Origin of the sequence: Frankia sp. QA3, from assembly GCF_000262465.1 — a bacterium.
Classification (GTDB): Bacteria; Actinomycetota; Actinomycetes; order Frankiales; family Frankiaceae; genus Frankia.
This window is the reverse complement of record NZ_CM001489.1, coordinates 4,798,315-4,815,142: the sequence shown is the minus strand read 5'-3', so window position 1 is coordinate 4,815,142 and position 16,828 is coordinate 4,798,315. Positions and strand designations below refer to the sequence as shown.

Annotated in this window: 13 protein-coding genes and 1 pseudogene; 3 read left to right on the top strand and 11 right to left on the bottom strand. The window is 73.5% G+C overall.

Going from position 1 to position 16,828, the window contains the following annotated elements; translation table 11 throughout:
• A pseudogene (locus tag FRAQA3DRAFT_RS19750) lies at positions 1-626 on the top strand (DUF222 domain-containing protein); the annotation flags it as partial.
• Positions 627-931: 305 nt separating this feature from the next.
• Here the strand turns inward: FRAQA3DRAFT_RS19750 and FRAQA3DRAFT_RS19745 are convergent.
• The 5 genes from FRAQA3DRAFT_RS19745 to FRAQA3DRAFT_RS19725 all read right to left on the bottom strand — a co-directional run bounded on the left by FRAQA3DRAFT_RS19745 (position 932) and on the right by FRAQA3DRAFT_RS19725 (position 5,713).
• Positions 932-2,008, bottom strand: a complete 1,077-nt coding sequence (locus FRAQA3DRAFT_RS19745; RefSeq protein WP_009740821.1) for a hypothetical protein — start codon at positions 2,006-2,008, stop codon at positions 932-934.
• Positions 2,009-2,152: 144 nt separating this feature from the next.
• The gene (locus FRAQA3DRAFT_RS19740) at positions 2,153-2,638 is read right to left on the bottom strand and encodes a hypothetical protein (protein ID WP_009740820.1); all 486 of its coding nucleotides are present in this window, start codon (positions 2,636-2,638) and stop codon (positions 2,153-2,155) included.
• A 169-nt stretch (positions 2,639-2,807) separates the two neighbouring features.
• Positions 2,808-3,680, bottom strand: coding sequence for a hypothetical protein (locus FRAQA3DRAFT_RS19735; RefSeq protein ID WP_009740819.1), 873 nt, complete (start codon positions 3,678-3,680; stop codon positions 2,808-2,810).
• Positions 3,677-4,162, bottom strand: coding sequence for an OmpA family protein (locus FRAQA3DRAFT_RS19730; protein WP_232291670.1), 486 nt, complete (start codon positions 4,160-4,162; stop codon positions 3,677-3,679). The genes FRAQA3DRAFT_RS19735 and FRAQA3DRAFT_RS19730 overlap by 4 nt, the downstream gene beginning before the upstream one ends.
• A 630-nt stretch (positions 4,163-4,792) precedes the next feature.
• The gene (locus FRAQA3DRAFT_RS19725; RefSeq protein WP_009740816.1) at positions 4,793-5,713 is read right to left on the bottom strand and encodes a class I SAM-dependent methyltransferase; all 921 of its coding nucleotides are present in this window, start codon (positions 5,711-5,713) and stop codon (positions 4,793-4,795) included.
• Positions 5,714-5,951: 238 nt separating this feature from the next.
• Between FRAQA3DRAFT_RS19725 and FRAQA3DRAFT_RS19720 the strand changes: the two genes are divergently transcribed.
• Positions 5,952-6,860 (top strand): helix-turn-helix domain-containing protein, encoded by a 909-nt coding sequence (locus FRAQA3DRAFT_RS19720; RefSeq protein ID WP_009740815.1) that lies wholly within the window; start codon positions 5,952-5,954, stop codon positions 6,858-6,860.
• 20 nt (positions 6,861-6,880) lie between these two features.
• On the opposite strand, the gene FRAQA3DRAFT_RS19715 is transcribed toward FRAQA3DRAFT_RS19720, so the two are convergent.
• The 6 genes from FRAQA3DRAFT_RS19715 to FRAQA3DRAFT_RS38120 all read right to left on the bottom strand — a co-directional run bounded on the left by FRAQA3DRAFT_RS19715 (position 6,881) and on the right by FRAQA3DRAFT_RS38120 (position 15,196).
• Positions 6,881-8,971 carry a serine/threonine-protein kinase gene (locus tag FRAQA3DRAFT_RS19715; protein ID WP_009740814.1) on the bottom strand — a complete coding sequence of 697 codons (2,091 nt, stop codon included), beginning with the start codon at positions 8,969-8,971 and terminating at the stop codon, positions 6,881-6,883.
• A gap of 193 nt (positions 8,972-9,164) precedes the next feature.
• Positions 9,165-10,856 carry a serine/threonine-protein kinase gene (locus FRAQA3DRAFT_RS19710; RefSeq protein ID WP_009740813.1) on the bottom strand — a complete coding sequence of 564 codons (1,692 nt, stop codon included), beginning with the start codon at positions 10,854-10,856 and terminating at the stop codon, positions 9,165-9,167.
• A 71-nt stretch (positions 10,857-10,927) separates the two neighbouring features.
• Positions 10,928-12,091 carry a TAXI family TRAP transporter solute-binding subunit gene (locus FRAQA3DRAFT_RS19705; protein WP_009740812.1) on the bottom strand — a complete coding sequence of 388 codons (1,164 nt, stop codon included), beginning with the start codon at positions 12,089-12,091 and terminating at the stop codon, positions 10,928-10,930.
• 213 nt (positions 12,092-12,304) lie between these two features.
• Positions 12,305-14,440, bottom strand: coding sequence for a hypothetical protein (locus tag FRAQA3DRAFT_RS19700; RefSeq protein WP_009740811.1), 2,136 nt, complete (start codon positions 14,438-14,440; stop codon positions 12,305-12,307).
• A 136-nt stretch (positions 14,441-14,576) separates the two neighbouring features.
• Positions 14,577-15,074, bottom strand: a complete 498-nt coding sequence (locus tag FRAQA3DRAFT_RS19695; protein ID WP_009740810.1) for a hypothetical protein — start codon at positions 15,072-15,074, stop codon at positions 14,577-14,579.
• The gene (locus FRAQA3DRAFT_RS38120) at positions 15,071-15,196 is read right to left on the bottom strand and encodes a hypothetical protein (protein WP_255346954.1); all 126 of its coding nucleotides are present in this window, start codon (positions 15,194-15,196) and stop codon (positions 15,071-15,073) included. The genes FRAQA3DRAFT_RS19695 and FRAQA3DRAFT_RS38120 overlap by 4 nt, the downstream gene beginning before the upstream one ends.
• A gap of 265 nt (positions 15,197-15,461) precedes the next feature.
• Here FRAQA3DRAFT_RS38120 and FRAQA3DRAFT_RS19690 point away from each other — a divergent pair, with 265 nt between their 5' ends.
• Positions 15,462-16,757 carry a thioesterase domain-containing protein gene (locus tag FRAQA3DRAFT_RS19690; protein ID WP_009740809.1) on the top strand — a complete coding sequence of 432 codons (1,296 nt, stop codon included), beginning with the start codon at positions 15,462-15,464 and terminating at the stop codon, positions 16,755-16,757.
• Positions 16,758-16,828: the final 71 nt, after the last annotated feature.

Here is a 16,828-nt window from a genome sequence, read left to right as displayed (position 1 = left end):
CCCCCACCCCGCCACCGACGGCACCCCCGACCGGCGCAGCCCCGCCCACCGCCGCGCCGACGCCCTGATCGACCTGGTCACCCGCGCGTTGGGCGCCGCCACCCTCCCCGAAAGCGGCGGCGTGCGCCCACACCTGACCGTCACCATCAACGGGAACACCCTGCTCGCCACCGGCACCAGCCCCGCCCTGACCAGCTGGGGACTCCCCCTACCCCACAGCACCCTGACCCGACTCAGTTGCGACGCCGAAATCACCCGGATCATCCTCAGCCCCGCCGGCGTCCCCCTCGACATCGGACGAACCACCCGCGTCGTCCCCCCACAGCTACGCCGCGCCCTCGTCGCCCGCGACCGAGGATGCAGCTTCCCGGGATGTGATCGGCCCCCGTCATGGTGCGAATGCCACCACTGCACACCGGAAAAACAACAGAGTCACCGCCCTACACAACCTGGTACTGCTCTGCGGCGCCCACCACCGCCAAGTCCACCACGACGGCTGGACCATCATCTTCACCGACGACGGACACCCCGCCTACCTCCCACCCCGACGCACCGACCCCCACCAACAACCCCGCCGCAACCCCTACACCCAACACCCACCCGACCTCCTCACCAGCATCACCTGACAGTCGACCGACCCGGCATTCCACCTGACCACCTGTCCGCTTCCCACCACACGTCGTGAGGAAAGGGCGCAGGGCGACGGCAGGCGATTTCCCGTGGATCTTCGGCGAGTCGGAACATGACGGCGGCGAGATGACCTTGCCGCGGTGGCGGTGGCGGTGGCGGTGGCGGTGGCGGTGGCGGCAGCGGTGGTGGCGGTCGTCCCTCCGATCGCTGTCTCCCGGCTGCGGGCGGCAGTCGTTAGCCCATGCGGTCGGACGAGGGACTCCGAAGGCGTCAATCACCGTGATCTGCGGGTAAAGGCCAGCTAGGACCGGCGGGCCATCTTGATGGTCTTCTCCAACTGGTCGCGGTCCACCTCGGCGACCCGCCCGTTCGTCGGCATGGTCGGGATGTGGCCGCCGCCGAGCACCAGGTCGGTGGTGTGGCGCAGGCCCATGTCCTTCTGCTCGACGTCGAGGATGGCCTCCTCGACCCGGTAGAGCTTCTCGATCTGCGACACCTTCGCCTCGACCTGGGCGGCGACGATGCGCAGCCGGCGTTCGGCCTTGGCCAGGCGCCGCTCCAGCCGGCGGTCGACGATGTTCGGCATCGGCTCGTCGCGTTCCGTCGGGTCGTGCAGGTACAGCTCGACCGCCACCGCGACCAGCGGGATCAGCGCCTGGAACAGGATCACCGCGCCGCCGGTGCTCTCGCCGGCCGTGCCCTGGGTGCGCACGAGCACCCCGGCGATGGACAGCAGCAGGAAGATCGCCGTGGTCAGGCTCAGCGCCAGCGGGGACGACTTCGACTCGACGAGCTGCTCGCGGACGTCCGGATCAATCTTGAAACGGCCGGCGTCGGCATCGGCGAGCATCTGCTTCTGGGCGCGGGCGAGGATGGACGCCTTGATCCCGTGCGCCAGTGCCACCCCGGCGATGAACACGGCGACGCCGAGCAGGCCGCCGAGCCACCACTCGGGGCCGTAGCCGCCGACATCGGCGAGCACCGCGTAGGACTGCGCGAACACGTAGAAGTCCAGCGCCGCGAGCACCGCCAGGACGACCGCCCGGGCCGGTCCCGCCAGCGCCATCTGCGGGATGCGTTCCTGTACCCCGACGCTGCGCCACAACCGGCCCTGCTCGACCTTGTTCTTGATCAGCTCGGTCCGCCGCTCGCGGCGTTCGGCCCGGGAGTCGATCTCCATCCGGAGCTCGGCGATCAGCTCCTCCAGGGTCCGCCCGTCGGCCCGGACGGCGGCCCGGACCTCCTGGACCTCCGCGTCCTCCAGGCTCTTGAGGACCTTGGGGCGGGTCTCCGCGCCCGCCAGCGCGATGTCGGCGTCTCCCACCCGGCGGATGAGCTGCTTGGCCAGACGCCCTGGCTGGTTTCCCCTGCGCAGCACCGTTTCAGGCTCCTACTTTTCCGATGTCGGTCCCGCCGGGGTCGGCCGGAGGGGTTCGACAGGCATGTCGCGGACGAGCGGTCGGTCGGGACGGGCGGGCGGTCAGGTCGACGGGGACGGGCGGGCAGTCGATGGGACGGGCGGTCAGTCGATGGGACGGGCGAAGGTCCCGCCGACGAAGCAGAGCATGGCGCAGACGATGCCGAGCACCGAGGCGACCATGGCCTCGCGCGCCCCCTGCTGCTCGTCGCCCGAGAAGATCATGGTCAGCACGAGGGTGCCGACGCCGACGACGGCGCCGACGGCGCCCAGCATGAACCGGCGGGCGATCGTCTCCCGCGGCGGCAGGGTGGACAGCGCGTCGATCGGGGCGATCCGGCCGGCTCGAGCCCGGTTGCCCACCCGGCGCCGGATGTCGCGCAGCCGGAAGGTGTTGCCGGTGATGAAGAAGCTGAGCGCCGTCACGATCATTGATCCGGTGACGGAGACCTTGGCGAAGGGGGACGACAGGGTCAACCAGACCCAGACCTCCAGCACCGCGAGCATGGCCAGGCAGCCGGTGATCACGACCGTCGAGCGCATCAGGGCTGGGCTGAAGTGCTGGTCCTCGGGCTCGTGCAGGACGCCCATCGGTCGTCTCCTCGGCTTGGGTTTCACCGGCGCCGTCGTGGCCAGCAGCGGTTCGGATGGATCGGCGTGGCGCGTGCCGCGGCGGTTGCGGACGGGATGCTCCGGGAGCTCGGGCGCTGCCTCGGCGGTCACGGCCGCACGGGCGGCTGGGACGGTCTGGATGGTGGAGCTAGCTACAGTCACTGCTGATCCGTCGGCACAGTTCGCCCTTGAGGTAACGGGCGAGATCCTGCTGCGGCCGATCCGCCGAGCCCTCGTTGACGCCGAGGAACCGGACCTTGTCGTTGCCGACCGCGGTGATCTGCTGGGTCTCGAAGCACCGTTTCACCAGGGCTTCGGCGATGGACGCGGACGCCTTCTTGCCGTCGACGTTGAGGCAGTCGGAGTCCTGGCCGGTGCCGAGCAGGTCACTCCAGACGAGGACGGTCACGTCGGTGACCTTCACGCCGGGCGTGGAGCGGACGGTGTTGAGCTCGTCGTTGATGCCGGCGAGCAGACCCGTGGCACTTCCCTTGGGGCTGATCTGCTCGGTCTGGACGACGTGGTCGATCTCCGTGCCGAGCGCCTTGGCGGCGGCGAGCCGGTCCTTCTCCTCGCGCCGGTTGTTGTTTCGTTTGATCTGGAACAGCCGGTCGCCGTGGAAGCAGTCCGAGTACGTCATGGCTGCGCCGCCACTGGCAACCAGCCGAATGTAGGAGCCGTCCTTCAGCGCCGTGTCGAGGTAGGGCTGCACCCGGGTTGCGACGCGCTGCGCGGTCGCGGTCGAGTTGTCGGTCACGTCGAGCAGCACCAGCAGCAGCGGCGCGCCGGCCTCGGGCGTGGACTCCTGGTACTGGGAGCAGTCGAGCGGGCCGGCCGCCTTGGACGTGCCGAGCAGGCTGCCGGCGTCGCAGGCCGCGAGCATCGGCGCCGCGAGCATGGCCACCGCCACCAGGCCGGCCAGCCGGCCGCGCAGGTGGCTGCCCCGGCGGCGGGCCGCGGGCACGCCCGTGCCGGCCGCGCCCGGGGTCGCCGGCGGACAGGCGGAAACGTCGCAGGTCATCGAAGCACGATCTCCACTCGGCGTCGGCTCGCGTCGGCGACGCCGTCCTGCGCGCCTTGTTCGCCCCTGCCCTCGACATCCAGCACGGAGCTGGGGATGTTCTGCGTCGCCAGCCACGCCTCGACGGACTTCGCCCGCTCCAGCGACAGCTTCTGGTTGTCCTCGGTTCGCCCCAGCCCGTCGCTGTAGCCGATCACCGAGATGGAGCCGGGGTGCTCGCGGATCGCGGGCAGGATCTGCTGCAACGCGGTCCTCGCCTCCCCCCGCAGCTCGCTGCTGTTCGAGTCGAACAGGTAATCGGCGCTGACCGTCGTCACCTGGCTGCCGTCCGGCTGGGTGATGAACTTGCTCAGCGGCGGCAGCGGATCTGCCTCGACGGTGGGCGCGACCCGCGTCGCGTGCGGCGCCGGGGTGAACGAGGCGGTGTCGCCGCCGGAGGAGCACCCGGCCGCGAGGCCGAGCAGCGCCACGGCCAGCGCCACACTCGTGCACGCGCGGACCCCCGGATTGCCGCGCCTGAACGTGGCATCTCCGGGTGCGGAGTGAGCGTGATACACGGTCTGCCCCCAACGGCGAATGCGGGGCCCACCATAACGGGGGCGATCGGGGTACCTCCCCGCGCCCTCGGGCGTTGTGTGCACAGTGGGACAACCTGGCGTTGCGTTGAGCGAGTCGTTCCTCGCTCGCCGCATCCAGGCCGGCCGGCGTTCGTGTTCGGGGGCTGGCGGTCCGCCGGTGGGAGACCCTCAGATCGCCGGTGGGAGACCCTCGGACAGCAGAAGACCCCGGGGTTCCCCAGCGGGTGCCCGCTGGAGAACCCCGGGGTCGCCCGGGTCCGTCGTCGCTACTGCGATCAGTAGCGAGTGCCGGTGGTGGTGGAGGAGGCGGTCCGGCTCCGCCGCCGGCGCAGACGTCGCAGCCCGCGCGCGGCGGAACGGTCCGCCTGGTTGACGTCGTGCCGAACTTCATTCCGCATTCGCCGCAGAATCTTCATCGTGATGCCTCCCCTTCGTCGTTTTCCGGTCGGATGTCGTTCCTATTTCCGGCTTATCCGGTGACGCCTGAGGAGGGTTTGCCCGGCCTCGGTGCCGTAACACCTGCCGGGCCGGAAATTAGCGGGCCGGTGGCCGGCTCGTGACGAAGATGGAGGTCGAGGGCACGTACCCGCCGCGCACCGGCCCCCACTGACCCCAGGTCCGCTCCTGGCCGGTCGGCCATTCCGGCTCGATGATGTCGTGCAGGACCAGCCCGGCCGCGACGATCTCGCGGACCCGGTCGCCGATCGTGCGGTGCGTCTCCGTGTAGATCGCCTGACCCTGCTCGTCGTGCTCGGTATAGGCGCGCCGGTCGAAGTAGCTGTGGAATACCCGCAGCCCGTTCTCGTCCGGATCGTCCGGCAGGCACCACACGAACGGATGGGTCGTCGAGAACACCCAGCGCCCGCCGGGCCGCAGCACCCGGGCGACCTCCCGCATCACCGCCCCGCTGTCGGCCACGAACGGGACCGCGCCGAACGCCGAGCAGGCCACGTCGACGCTTTCGTTCGCGAACGGGAGCGCGACCGCGTCGGCCTGGACCAGCGCCACCTCGATGCCGGTGCGGGCCGCGTAGGCGCGGGCCTGGGCGAGCTGGCCGCCGGACAGATCGAAGCCGACCACCCGGGCGCCCTGCCGCCGCAGCCACCGCGCGCACTGGGCGCCGCCGCAGCCGACCTCCAGGACCGTGCGGCCGGCCACGTCGCCGAGCAGGCGGAGCTCGGATTCGCGCAGCCCCTCGGGGCTCCAGCAGAAGTCGCTGTCACCGAGGAAGGCGCCGTGTTCGGCCTGGTAGTCCGCGGCCGCGTCGTCCCAGTAGATGCGGCTGGCCCGCCGGGCGGTGTCGGGGTCTATGTCGAGGTAACCGTAGGCGGGTGGCTGCTCACCGCCGTCGATGCCGTCGATGCCGTCGATCGTGTCGGCGCTGTCGATCATGCCTGTGCTGTCGATCGTGCCGCTGGTGGCGGCGTCGTCGTCTGGACTGCCCACGGTGGTCATGCTGGCATCCGGACGCGTGGCGGCGCCCGGCGGGGCTGGTCGCCGCGGGAGCGACCGCTCGCCGCCCGGTGGCCTGTGCGTTCCCGGACGCCCGCGGACGGCTGGCCCGACCGGCGTGGTCGGGAGATGATCCCGGTCGTCCCGAAACATCACCGACGATGGGGGAGGGTCTGCCGGTGGCTGTGGATGTCGGTCAGGCGGCCGTGGAGGTCGGCGCCGCGGTGGTGAGGTCGTTACGGTGGCGGTGAAGCCGTCCGGGTCGGCCGCCCGGGTCGGCCGCCTGCTGAGTTTCCTCGGCGGCCACGGCGAGTCCGGCTACTCGCTCTCGGAGCTGGCCCGGGCCGTCGGCATGGACAAGAGCACCTGCCAGGCGATGCTGCTCGCCCTGGTCGAGCAGGGGTTCGTCCACCGCGACGACGGGCGCCGTACGTACGCCCTGGGTCCGTCGGCGCTGGCGGTCGCCGCCGCCGACGGGGACCGGGCGCGGCTGGCGCGGCTGGCGCGCGCGGAGCTGGAGTCGCTGACCGCGGACCTCGACATCGAGACGTTCGCGACCATGACCTTCGCGGACAGCCTGCTCGTCCTGGCCCGCGTTCCCCGCTCCGCCCTGTTCGGGCTGTCCATGCGGGTCGGCCAGACGCTGCCGTTGCGCCCGCCCGTCGGCGCCGTGCACCTGGCCTGGGCGCCCACCGGCACCGTCGACGCCTGGCTCGCCTCCGCGGACATCGCCTCCGCGGACATCGCCCGGGCGGGTGGGCCGGCGCGCCGGCATCTGCGGGCCATCGATGCCGTGCGGGAACGGGGCTACTCGGTGACGGTGGAGGACGCGCTGCGCTGGCGGCTGCGCGACGTGCTCGACCAGATCGCGGACGCGCCGACCGACCCCGGCCCGCGCCAGAAGCGTGACGAGCTGCTGCGGACTCTCGCCGAGCGCGACTACGAGGTCCTCGACCCGGACGAGGCGAAGTCGTGGCCCGTCGGTGAGATCTGCGCGCCCGTGTTCGGCCGGGACGGGCGGGTCGCCGTGGCCCTCGGCCTGGTCGCCGCGCAGACGCTGGACACGGCGCGGCGCGCGGCCATGGTCGACCGGCTGCTGGTCGCGGCGCAACGACTCACCACGCTGACCGGCGGCCGCCCGCCGGACTGACGCGCCCGCGGCGGCGCCGGTCAGTCCCCGCTGTGGCTGACCGCCGCGCCGATCACGGCCCGGTCCTCGGCGATCGTGATCGGCGTGTAGACGACTGTGCCGGTCGGCTGCCGGTCGACGAGGCGTCCGCGGCGGCTCTCCCCGACCAGCCGGGCCCGACCCTCCAGCGAGCCCACGCCGACCTCGTGGTCGGCTGGTCCGAACGGGCCGGTGCCGGCCAGCCCGGCCTGCTCGGGAGCCTCCGTCGCGTAGATCCGGACGACGGCCCCGGGCACGGTCGTCCACCGCAGCACGGTCCCGCCAAGCGTGGCACGCGCCTCCAGGTCCAGCACCGGCCGCGGCCGGGCGACGACCCGGACCACCACCTCCGCCGCCCCGGAGGGGGCCAGCGCGTCCGAGCCGTCCGGCCCGGCTGCCCACACCCGGTAGCGGTAGACCGCGCCGGGCGCCGTGTCCTCGTCGAGGAAGTAGCCGCCGGCGCCGCGGAACCGGCGCTTCGCCCCCGACAGCGGCGAGGTCTCGGCGAACGTCCGCTCGATCGTCACCTCGTCGCGCTCCGGCATGGGCCGCCAGGACAGTGCGACCGCATCGCCGGACATGCTGGCCCGCAGCGCGGTGACCGGCGGCAGCAGCGTGCGGGTCGGCGTGCGGATCGGCGTCGAACGCAGCCGGCCCGAGGAGTCGGCGACCAACGCGACCACCTCGTGCCAGTGCGGGACCCCCCTGGGCGCCCCGGCGTCGAACAGCTCGGTGCCGGTGGTGATGCCCAGGCTGCGTTCGCGGCGGCCGTTCGGCGCGGACGGGTCCTCGAGAACCCGCGACACCCGGTAGGAGGCGCCCGGGGTGACCGACGGCGCCCAGCGCAGCAGCACCGCTCCGTCCTGCTCCACGGCGGTGAGCTCCGCCGGCGCCGCCGGACGACCCGGATGCGCCGGTTCGGCCGGCCGCGCCGGCACATCCGCATCGCCGGTGTCCGGCGGGGCGGTGGGTGACGCTCGTGGCTCGGGTGGCTCGGGTGGCTCGGGGAACTGCGTCGGCGGCCGGCCGGGGGGCGGCTGATGGCTGGTGCTGCCGGCCAGCCGGGTCGCCTCGTCGCAGTCGTCGAGACCGCCGGCCGGTCCGCCCGCGCCGGTGGCGCTGCCGGTGCCGGGCGGGGCGGGATCCGCCGGGGCCCCCGGCAGCAAGCCGGTGAAACGGCCCGGGGCGCCCGCGTCCCCGCCGGGCGGCCCGGTGTACCGCAGGTGCCAGGACAGGCCGTCCAGGCGACCCACCCCGGGCTGCGACCGGGAGCGGGCGACCTGCTCGAGCAGCTCCCGGATTCGGGCTGGAACCAGGCGCCGGGTGGGGTCCTTCGCCAGCAGGCCGTCGAGCACCGGGGCGAGGGCGCCGGCCCGTCGAGTCGGGGCGGGTGGGTGCAGCAGGACGGCGGCCAGCATCGCGCCGAAGCTGTCCCGCTCGAACGGCGGGTGCCCCTCGACGGCGTAGTACAGCGTGCCCCCCAGGCTGAACAGGTCCGCCTCGAAGGTCGCCGGCCGGTTGTCGAGTCGCTCCGGCGCCATGTAGAGGGGTGTTCCCAGCACGCCGGTGACCGTCAGGGTCGGATCGCCGTCGCCGGTGGCGATGCCGAAGTCGGTGAGCACGACCCGGCCGTCGGTCCCGATCAGCACGTTGGACGGTTTGACGTCCCGGTGGACGATGCCGTGGTCGCGGGCGGCGACGAGGGCGTCGAGCACCGCGATCCCGATCCGGGCGACCTCGGCGACGGGCAGCGGGCCGTCGTCCCGCACGACCTCGAACAGGGACCGGGACGGCACGAGCTCCATCACGATCCAGGGCAGGCCGTGCTCGAGGACGACGTCGAGGATCGTGACCACGTGGGGATGGCCGCGCAGCTTGGCGGCGTGCCGCGCCTCGCGCAACGCCCGCTCGACCCGGTCCGCCCGCTCGGCGCCCGCGACCCCGCCGGCGAACTCGATCTCCTTGAGCGCCGCCTCGGTCTCCAGGACGGAATCGAAGGCACGCCAGACCGTTCCCATCGCACCCGCACCCAGACGCGCGACGAGTCGGTATCGGCCCGCCACCACGCGGTTGCCTATCGGAACGGCAGCCACGACACCCCCTTGGCTTCGTTCATTGTCGCAGGCCAGCTTCCCAGGTGAACCGAAATATCACGACCGGCGTCGGGTCGCCGCCTTGGGCCGGCCGGCATGCCCGCGCTGATCTGCGTCTTCGTCGTGAAGTCATGGTGTGAGTCACCCGCGTTGCGGGCAGCGGCGGCACCTCGTCCCCGACCGGCCGCCGGCGTCAGGGCGCCGGGCGGAACAGGGGCCGCCCGACATCGTCGGCGTCCTGCACCGACGCCCTCGGGTCGGACGCCGGGCCCCCGCCCGGGTCCGAAGGCACCACCGGGTGCGGCTCCGTGGTAGGCGGGCGGGACGGCATCATGGCGAACGCGCAGGCCGTGGCCACGACCAGGGCCACCGCCACGGACAGCAGCACCCGGCCGGGTTCGTCGACATCCAGGGCCCGGGCCAGCAGCACCCCGCCGCCGGAGCCGGCGAAGGCGGCCAGGACGGTGATCGCGACACCGATCGCGCGATTGCTCAGGAACAGCATCTGGGCGCAGATCGCGCCGATGACCGTGGCGGCCGCGGGGCCGAGGACCGCGTGGCCCGCCCGGGCGGTGCCCGCCGCCCAGACCCCGAGCGCACCGGTGAGCCCACCGACAGCGAGTAGCGCGAGCATGATCCCGGGTGGCAAGGCCGCTGGCCGGACCGCCGTGGGCGCGGCGGGCGGGCCGCCCTTGCCGGCGGTGACGGCCTGCGCGGCACTGGCGTCGCCGGCACTGGCGTCGCCGGCCTGCGGGGCACCGGCGTTGGCGGCCTGGTCGTCGGCGGGCTGGTCGTCGGCGGGCTGGTCGTCGGCGGGCTGGTCGTCGGCGGCGCAGGGCGGCGGGTCGCCGGAGAGGTCCGGAAGGGCGGGAAGGAGCCGCCGCGGACCGGGGGTCGAACCCGGCCGCGGCGACGGGGTCGGCGGTGGGGTCGGCGGCGGGCCGGGCTGGCGTGCCAACCGGGTCTCGTCATGATCTGCGCGGTCGCGGTCCTCGCCGGGGTAAGAATCGGGTGCGAGAGGGGCACCGGTCGTCGGGGCGGCGAGGAGTGCCTCGGAACGGACGGCGGTCGTGGGCAGGGAGAGCCGGCGGGTGAGCAGTTGGACGAGCTCGCCGGCCGGGAGCCGCTGCGCGGGATCCTTCGCCAGGCAGCGGGAAACCGAGTCGAGCAGTCGGTCGGGCGTGCCGTCCAGCTCCGGTTCGGCCGCCCCGATCCGCAGCGCGACGATCTCCTGGGACTCGCCGCGGAAGGGACGCCGCCCGGTCGCGGCGAACACCACGCAGCAGGCCCAGGCGAAGATGTCCGAGGCGGGGCTCGCCGTCTGCCCGTCGAGCTGCTCGGGGGACATCCACGCGATCGTCCCGACCAGCTCGCCGGCCTGGGTGTAGCCGGTGTACTCGGCCGAGCGGGCGACGCCGAAGTCGATGACCTTCGGCCCGGCCCAGGACATGACGATGTTGGCGGGTTTCAGGTCGCGGTGCACGACCCCGGCGCCGTGGATGGCCTCCAGCGCGGCGGCGAGCCCGATCGTGAGGCCGTCGAGATGCCGGTCGACGAGCGGCCCGTGCTCCAGCACGGCGGCGTGCAGCGTCGGGCCCGGCACGTACTCCGTCGCCAGCCACGGCCGCGGGCCCTCCACCTCGGCGTTGATCACCCTGGCGACGGTGCTCGCCCGCACGTGCCGCGCGGCCGTGACCTCCGAACGGAACCGTGCCCGGAACTCCGGGTCGCTGGCATACGCCTCGTGCGGCACCTTCACCGCGACCGGCTGCTCCCCGTCACCGAACCCGAGGTAGACGACGCCCATGCCGCCGGCGCCGATGCGGTTGTGCAGGCGGTACGGCCCCACCATCCGGGGGTCGGTATCGGTCAGTGGTCTTAGCACGGCGTGTCCTCTAGCCCCAGTCTCCGGCAGTCCCGCCTTCGGGCACCATGCGTCTACGGGTACCGGTCACGTCACGTCGTACCGCAGCTAGGTACCCGCCGGAATTCTCGAAGGTAGTATTCCGCGGCGGCCGGATGCAGCGGTATATAGCAGAAAAGCGGCCCTTCGTAAATGGACAGGGCGTCCGGGACGCGCCGGTGCGCGGGGTTGGCGCCCCAGAGCGCCTCCTCGTAGTCGCCCCGGTCCCGGTACAGCTCGGCGGTCGCCCGGCGGACCAGCACCGGGTCGGTGTCGGTGCGGGCGATCAGGCCGTTGGGAATCGTGACGGTCCGGATCGGGCGGATCCCCGGGTAGTCCGCGGGGCCCAGGCCGTCGGCGCCGAACACCTCGCCGGCGTAGAAGTGCTCCCGGTTGCCGTAGAACGTGTTCCAGTCCTTCGTGATCGGGGCCCGGAACTCGGACAGGTCGAGCAGGCGCAGCCGGGCGCCGGCGGCGATGGCGTTCCTGATCTGCCGGGTGCCCGCGCCGCCGGCCCAGACGACCGCGTCCACCTTGCCCCCGGACAGCCGCCGCAGCGCGTCGTCGATGGAGGAGTCGTCGAGGTCGGGGCGGCAGTCGGGCAGCCCGACCCGCAGCAGGACGTCGCCGATCTGGCGGACGCCCGAGCCCGGCCGGCCCGCCGCGATGGTCCGGTGGCACAGATCGGTCAGCGTGTCGACCTGGTGGTCATCCGGGCCGAGCGGGCGGTCCCGCACGATCACGTGCAGCAGATCCCGGTGCACCGGTCCGAGGGTGCGCAGGCCCGCTACCGGGCGGCCGCCGCGGGTCGGGTCGAACTGGTTGACCCCTTCCGTCGCGTCCACGGTGGTGTTGAGCTGGGCGATTGCGAGCCCACAGCGGGGCGGCTCGGGGGATTCCAGGTCGTAGATGTTTTCGGTGGAACCGGCCGTCTCCACCACGTCCACGTCGAAGTGTTCCGGCGCCGCCCGGAGCCGGTCACGGAGCACCCGGGCAAACTGGTTGTACGGGGAACCGACGCTGCCGGTGAAGATCTGTACGGACGTGCATGTTGACCGGCCGGCAGGGGGCCAGCGGTCCGCGGCCGAGGAACGCCCGGTTGTCGCGGCGAGGGAGGCGGCGACGGCGACGGCAAGCACGACGACGCCGCCCACGGCGGCGCGTTGGCGTCGGGTCAGCCTTTCCGGCCGGTGGCCCGCCGGTTGGTCCGTCGACACCGCGCATCCTCCGCTCTGGACTGTTGACCGGCGACGACCGTAGCCGCGGAATGCGGGAAATCGTAGAGGGATCGTCGTGGCGGGTTCCCGGCCGGGGCGACGCGAATGTCCGTCCTTCGGCCAGCTTCTCGCAAACCCTTCCGGGCTGCGTTTTTTCCCGGCGGCTCGGCTTGTCCGCTGGGCGACATCGGTGCGGGCGGCGCCCGCGGTGGGTCACCCCGCGGGCAACCACAGATCGACCCCGCCGACCTGCCGCGGCGGATGGCCGACGAGGCTGCCCAGCAGCGCGCGCAGCTCGGCCGGCCGGCGGGCCGGTCCCAGCACTACGGCGTCCGGGGACAGCCGCTCGTACGCGTCGCGGACCTGGGGCGATCCGGACGCGGCGGCCGCCGTCGTCGTGCCGTTGTCGATGTCGATGAGTGCGGAGGTCAGGGCGTCGCCGGGACCGTGGAACGATGCCCGGCCGGTCGGCCCCGGCACGGTGCAGTAGCAGCCGGGCATGACGAAGCGGAAGCCCGCCTCGGCCTGCCACAGCATCGCCTCCGCCCGCTGGGGATGCGGGTAGGGGACGACCAGGGCGGTGGCGTCCGCCGGTATCTGCCGGACCCCGTCGCCGGTGAAGAAGTCGGGGGTGTGGGCCGGCGTGGTGAGCAGCGGGGCGGGGACGAGCGCGGCCAGCGCCCCGGCGGTCACCAGGGCCGTGCCCGATCGGGCGAGCCGGCCGCGCCATCCGTCTGGCCCCTTGGCCTGCCCCAGCCGTCCGGGGACCCCGTGCCGGCCGCGACCGCCGACGTGCCCCGCGCGCCCGGTCGACTCCTGCCCGTCGAGCCCGCTGGGCGCGCCGCCGTGCCCGCCGGGGCTGTACAGGTCCGGGAACGTGGCGTCCGCCGGCGGGACGCCCACCGGGTCGGCGGTGCGCCGGCGCCGGTCGGCCAACCGGTCCAGGCCGACGGCCGTCACGGCGGCCGCGCACATCATCACGTACAGCGCGAATCGCGAGGGCAGGGCGTTGTGGAGCACCGGCACCCGTTCGAGCACCAGCCAGGGCAGCGGGATCGCCGTGGCGTGGCCGTCGACGTGCAGGTGATCGCCCAGCGAGAGGACCGCCATCACCAGTCCGACCGGGGCGAGGACGCCGACGAGCGGGTGGCGGCGCGCGCCGACCGTCGCGGCGACGGCCAGCAGGATCAGTGGAACCCCCAGGTAGCCGCCGACCTCAACGGCGTTGCCGGTGAAGCGCAGGCTGTGCCGCAGGGCGAAGTCCGGGGCGATCTCCTGCAACGGCGTGGGCGTGACGAAGCTCCACAGGTCGGACACGGCGATGCCGGACGGCTGGATCGAGCCATGGACCCGCTGCCCGCCGAAGAACTGCACGCTCAGCGGCCAGGCGAGTCCGACGGCGGCGACCAGCGCGGCCGTCGCCAGGCCGCGCAGCACGCCGCCCAGCCGCTCGCGCAGCGCCGCGCGGTGGCGGGCGGCGAGGACCGCGAGCCCGACCGCCGCCGCCAGCGCCGAGGTCGCGAGGACCTCCTCGCCGATGAGGGCCTGGGCGGCGACCGCGAGCCCCAGCAGGATCCCCGTGCGCCGCGGGCTGCGGCCGCGGACGACCAGGTCGTCGAGTAACAGCAGCACCAGGGGCGGGAACGGGGCGAACGCCAGGTGCAGGTGGCCGTAGGAGCTGCCGATCAGGTAGGGCCCGAAGCCGTAGAGCAGTCCGGCGAGGGCGGCGGGGCAGTCACGAACCCAACGGCGCAGCACCCAGAACAGGGCGAGGCCGCTGACCACGGGAGCGAGCGTGAGCAGCACCGTCAACGTGGTCACGGGACCGCCGAGCAGGGTGATCGGCGCTGCGAGCAGGCCGAGCAGCACCACCGGCGTGCTCCAGAGGATGTTCGCGCCGTCGGGGGAGTTGATGTGGTGGGTCAGGAAGGGGTCGAGGCCGCTGCCGAACGCGTGCGGCGTCCAGCCGAGGAACCAGGAGAACAGGTAGGCGTCGCTGCCGCCGTAGGTGATCTCCCCGAGATGTCGCCAGCCCGCGCGGAAGATCCAGACGGACAGGGCCAGGTAGCCGAGCGCCACCGCGAGCGGCACCAGCCGGCGCCGCGCGTTGCGGGCGTCATCCCTGGTGGGCGCCCGCTGCCCGGCAAGCGTGACGATCGGGTATGGGCCCCGGGCCCCGGGCCCCGGGCTACCGGTCTTCGGGGCCCCCTTTCGTGGGGTCCCGGTACTGCTGATCTCGGAGCTGGTCACGACGGTCCCCCCCTCGCGTGCCCCGCGGCCCGACGCGCCGCCGACGCTGGCCGGGAGATGCGCGACGTTGCCGACGATATCCGCCCCGGCTACCTCCATTGCTAGCAAAACGCACCACTTTCGGTGCGCAGTGTGACCGGCGTTGGTAGGAGTGCTCCGCAGGAGATACCCGTTCGCACGAGAGTCCTGACCTGTCGGCGACGAATCGGCCGCGGTTCTGCGTTATTTGCCCTGATTATCCGGCTATTCGATCCATGCCCGTCGCCTCGGGCCCGGACGGCGTCCACTCGGCGACCAGGGCGGAAAAAGTGCGGTATCTCGCGACGGAGTAGCCGGCGGACACGACGCCGTGCCGGTCGAGCACGGCGACGGGGTAGCCCCGCTCCGCGCGGTAGCCCCGCTCGCCGATGATGATCCGCCCGCCCAGTCGGACCACGCCGACCACGCAGGGCAGCGCGGTCCAGCGCGGCCGGCGCGCCGCGGCGAGGATCTCCGGGGTGCGCCAGGCATACAGGCCGCACAGGCAGCGCTCGTCCGGCACCCGGTCGTGACCCGCCGCCGGTTCGTCGGAGGCGGGCGAATCGGGCCGCTTCGTTCGCAGGCAGCGTGCCTCGGTGATGCCGTCGGGCCGCCAGAGCAGCATGCCCGGCGGGAACGGCGACCACGGCGTCCAGGCCGGGCGCAGCTGCCCCCGGTCGTCCACTGCCCACTGGCGCCAGCCGAGCAGGCTCACCCGGGCACCGGCTCCGGCTCCGGTTCCGGTGCGGGGGCGGCCGGGACGGCCGGGATCGTCAACGGCTCGGCGTCGGGGAAGCTGATCGGTTCGTCCTCGACGATCCGTTCGGGTTTGCCCACATCACCCACAACTCCACGGTGGACGCCGCAAGCCGCCGGCGTCAATGGCAACTCGGGGTCGGGCTGCCCGCCGCACCGCGGCGCGTGGGCCGGCGTGGCCGCCCGGGACCAGTCACCCGCTGGTCGCGGGGTCGCGGGGGGCGCGGTCGGTGGTCGCGGACGGTGGCACGGCCCGGGAGGCGGCCGGACCGGGCGGCACCGACGGGCGTGTCGGGCTAGTCCGGCCCTGGTGTTCAATGTGGCCTTCGCATAGTCCTGTGGGGTGATGTCGTTGCTGGGCACGTCCGCGGCCGATCGGCTGCCTGATTCCTCGTCGGTGAGTCCAGCCCGCGCCGAGGACGTCACGGCTCCCGCGGACGCCACCGGTCCGGCGGACGCCACCGTTCCCACGGAGCCGACCGTTCCCACGGAGCCGACGGTTCCCACGGAGCCGACGGTTCCCGCTGGCTCCACCGCCGTCGCCGGCCCGGCCCTGGTCGCCGACCCGGCGGGGGATGGCCCGTACGAGATGGCCGCGACGCTGCTGTGGGCCCGAGTGCTCGGGGTGGCCACCCTCGGCCAGCACGACGACGTCGTGGGGACCCCCGGCGGCGAGGCGGCCGCGGGCGAGCTCGCGGCGATCCTGCGCGACGAGTTCGGGGTGGTGCTGCCCGCCTCGGAGATCGTGGCGGCCCGCACGCCGGCCGGTTTCGCCGCCGTCTGGGCCGCCCACCAGGATGAGGCGGACCGCCACCCCACCGTGGTGCCGCTGACCGCCGCCGCTGCCGGCACCCCGCTGTTCTGCTTCCCCGAGGCCGGCGCCCCCGCGATCGCCCTGCTGCCGTTCGCCCGCCATTTCGCCGCCGAACGCCGCGTCTACGGCCTGCAGGCGCATGCCCTGGAACAGCGCGGCATCCCCGACTGGTCGGTGGCGGCCGCCGCCCGCCGGCACGTGGCCGAACTCCGGCTGCTTCAGCCGACGGGCCCCTACCTGCTGGTGGGGCACTCGTTCGGCGGCCTGATCGCGCTCGAGGTCGCCCGGCTGCTGCGGCGGGCGGGCCATGAGGTCGGCCTGCTGGCGTTGATCGACACCTACCTGCCGGGCACCGCCCGGCTGACCCGTACGGGCGCGATCATCCCGACGAGCCAGTTGGAGGGCCGGCACCCGGACCGGCCGGCCGACATCCCCAGCCCCGACGGGCCTGGCCCGCTCGCCGCGGACGACGGCCCCGCACTGAGCCCGCGGGTGATGGCCGACCGGCTGCGGCAGCTCGTCGAGCTCCCGCTCGCCGGCGTCGTCCGCTTCCGTGGCACACACCGCTACGACATCTTCCACAACCAGGGCCGCATCCTGACGATGGCCTACCGGCCGCATATCTACGAGGGGCGCACGGTCGTCTGGCTCGCCGACGACCACGACGAGATCGAGGCGTGGCGCGGGGTGCTGACCGGCCCCGCGTCGATCCGGCGCATCCCCGGGGATCACCGGGCGGTCCTGCGCCAGCCCCTGATCACCGAGGTCGCCGCCGGCCTGCGCGCGGATCTGGCCGCCCTCGCGGGCATCGACGCCGCCCGTCGCTGAGCGACGACCTTCCGCCACGAAGCGCGGCGGGAGGCGGGAGCTCGGCCGTGCAGTCCCGTCCGGGACCGCGT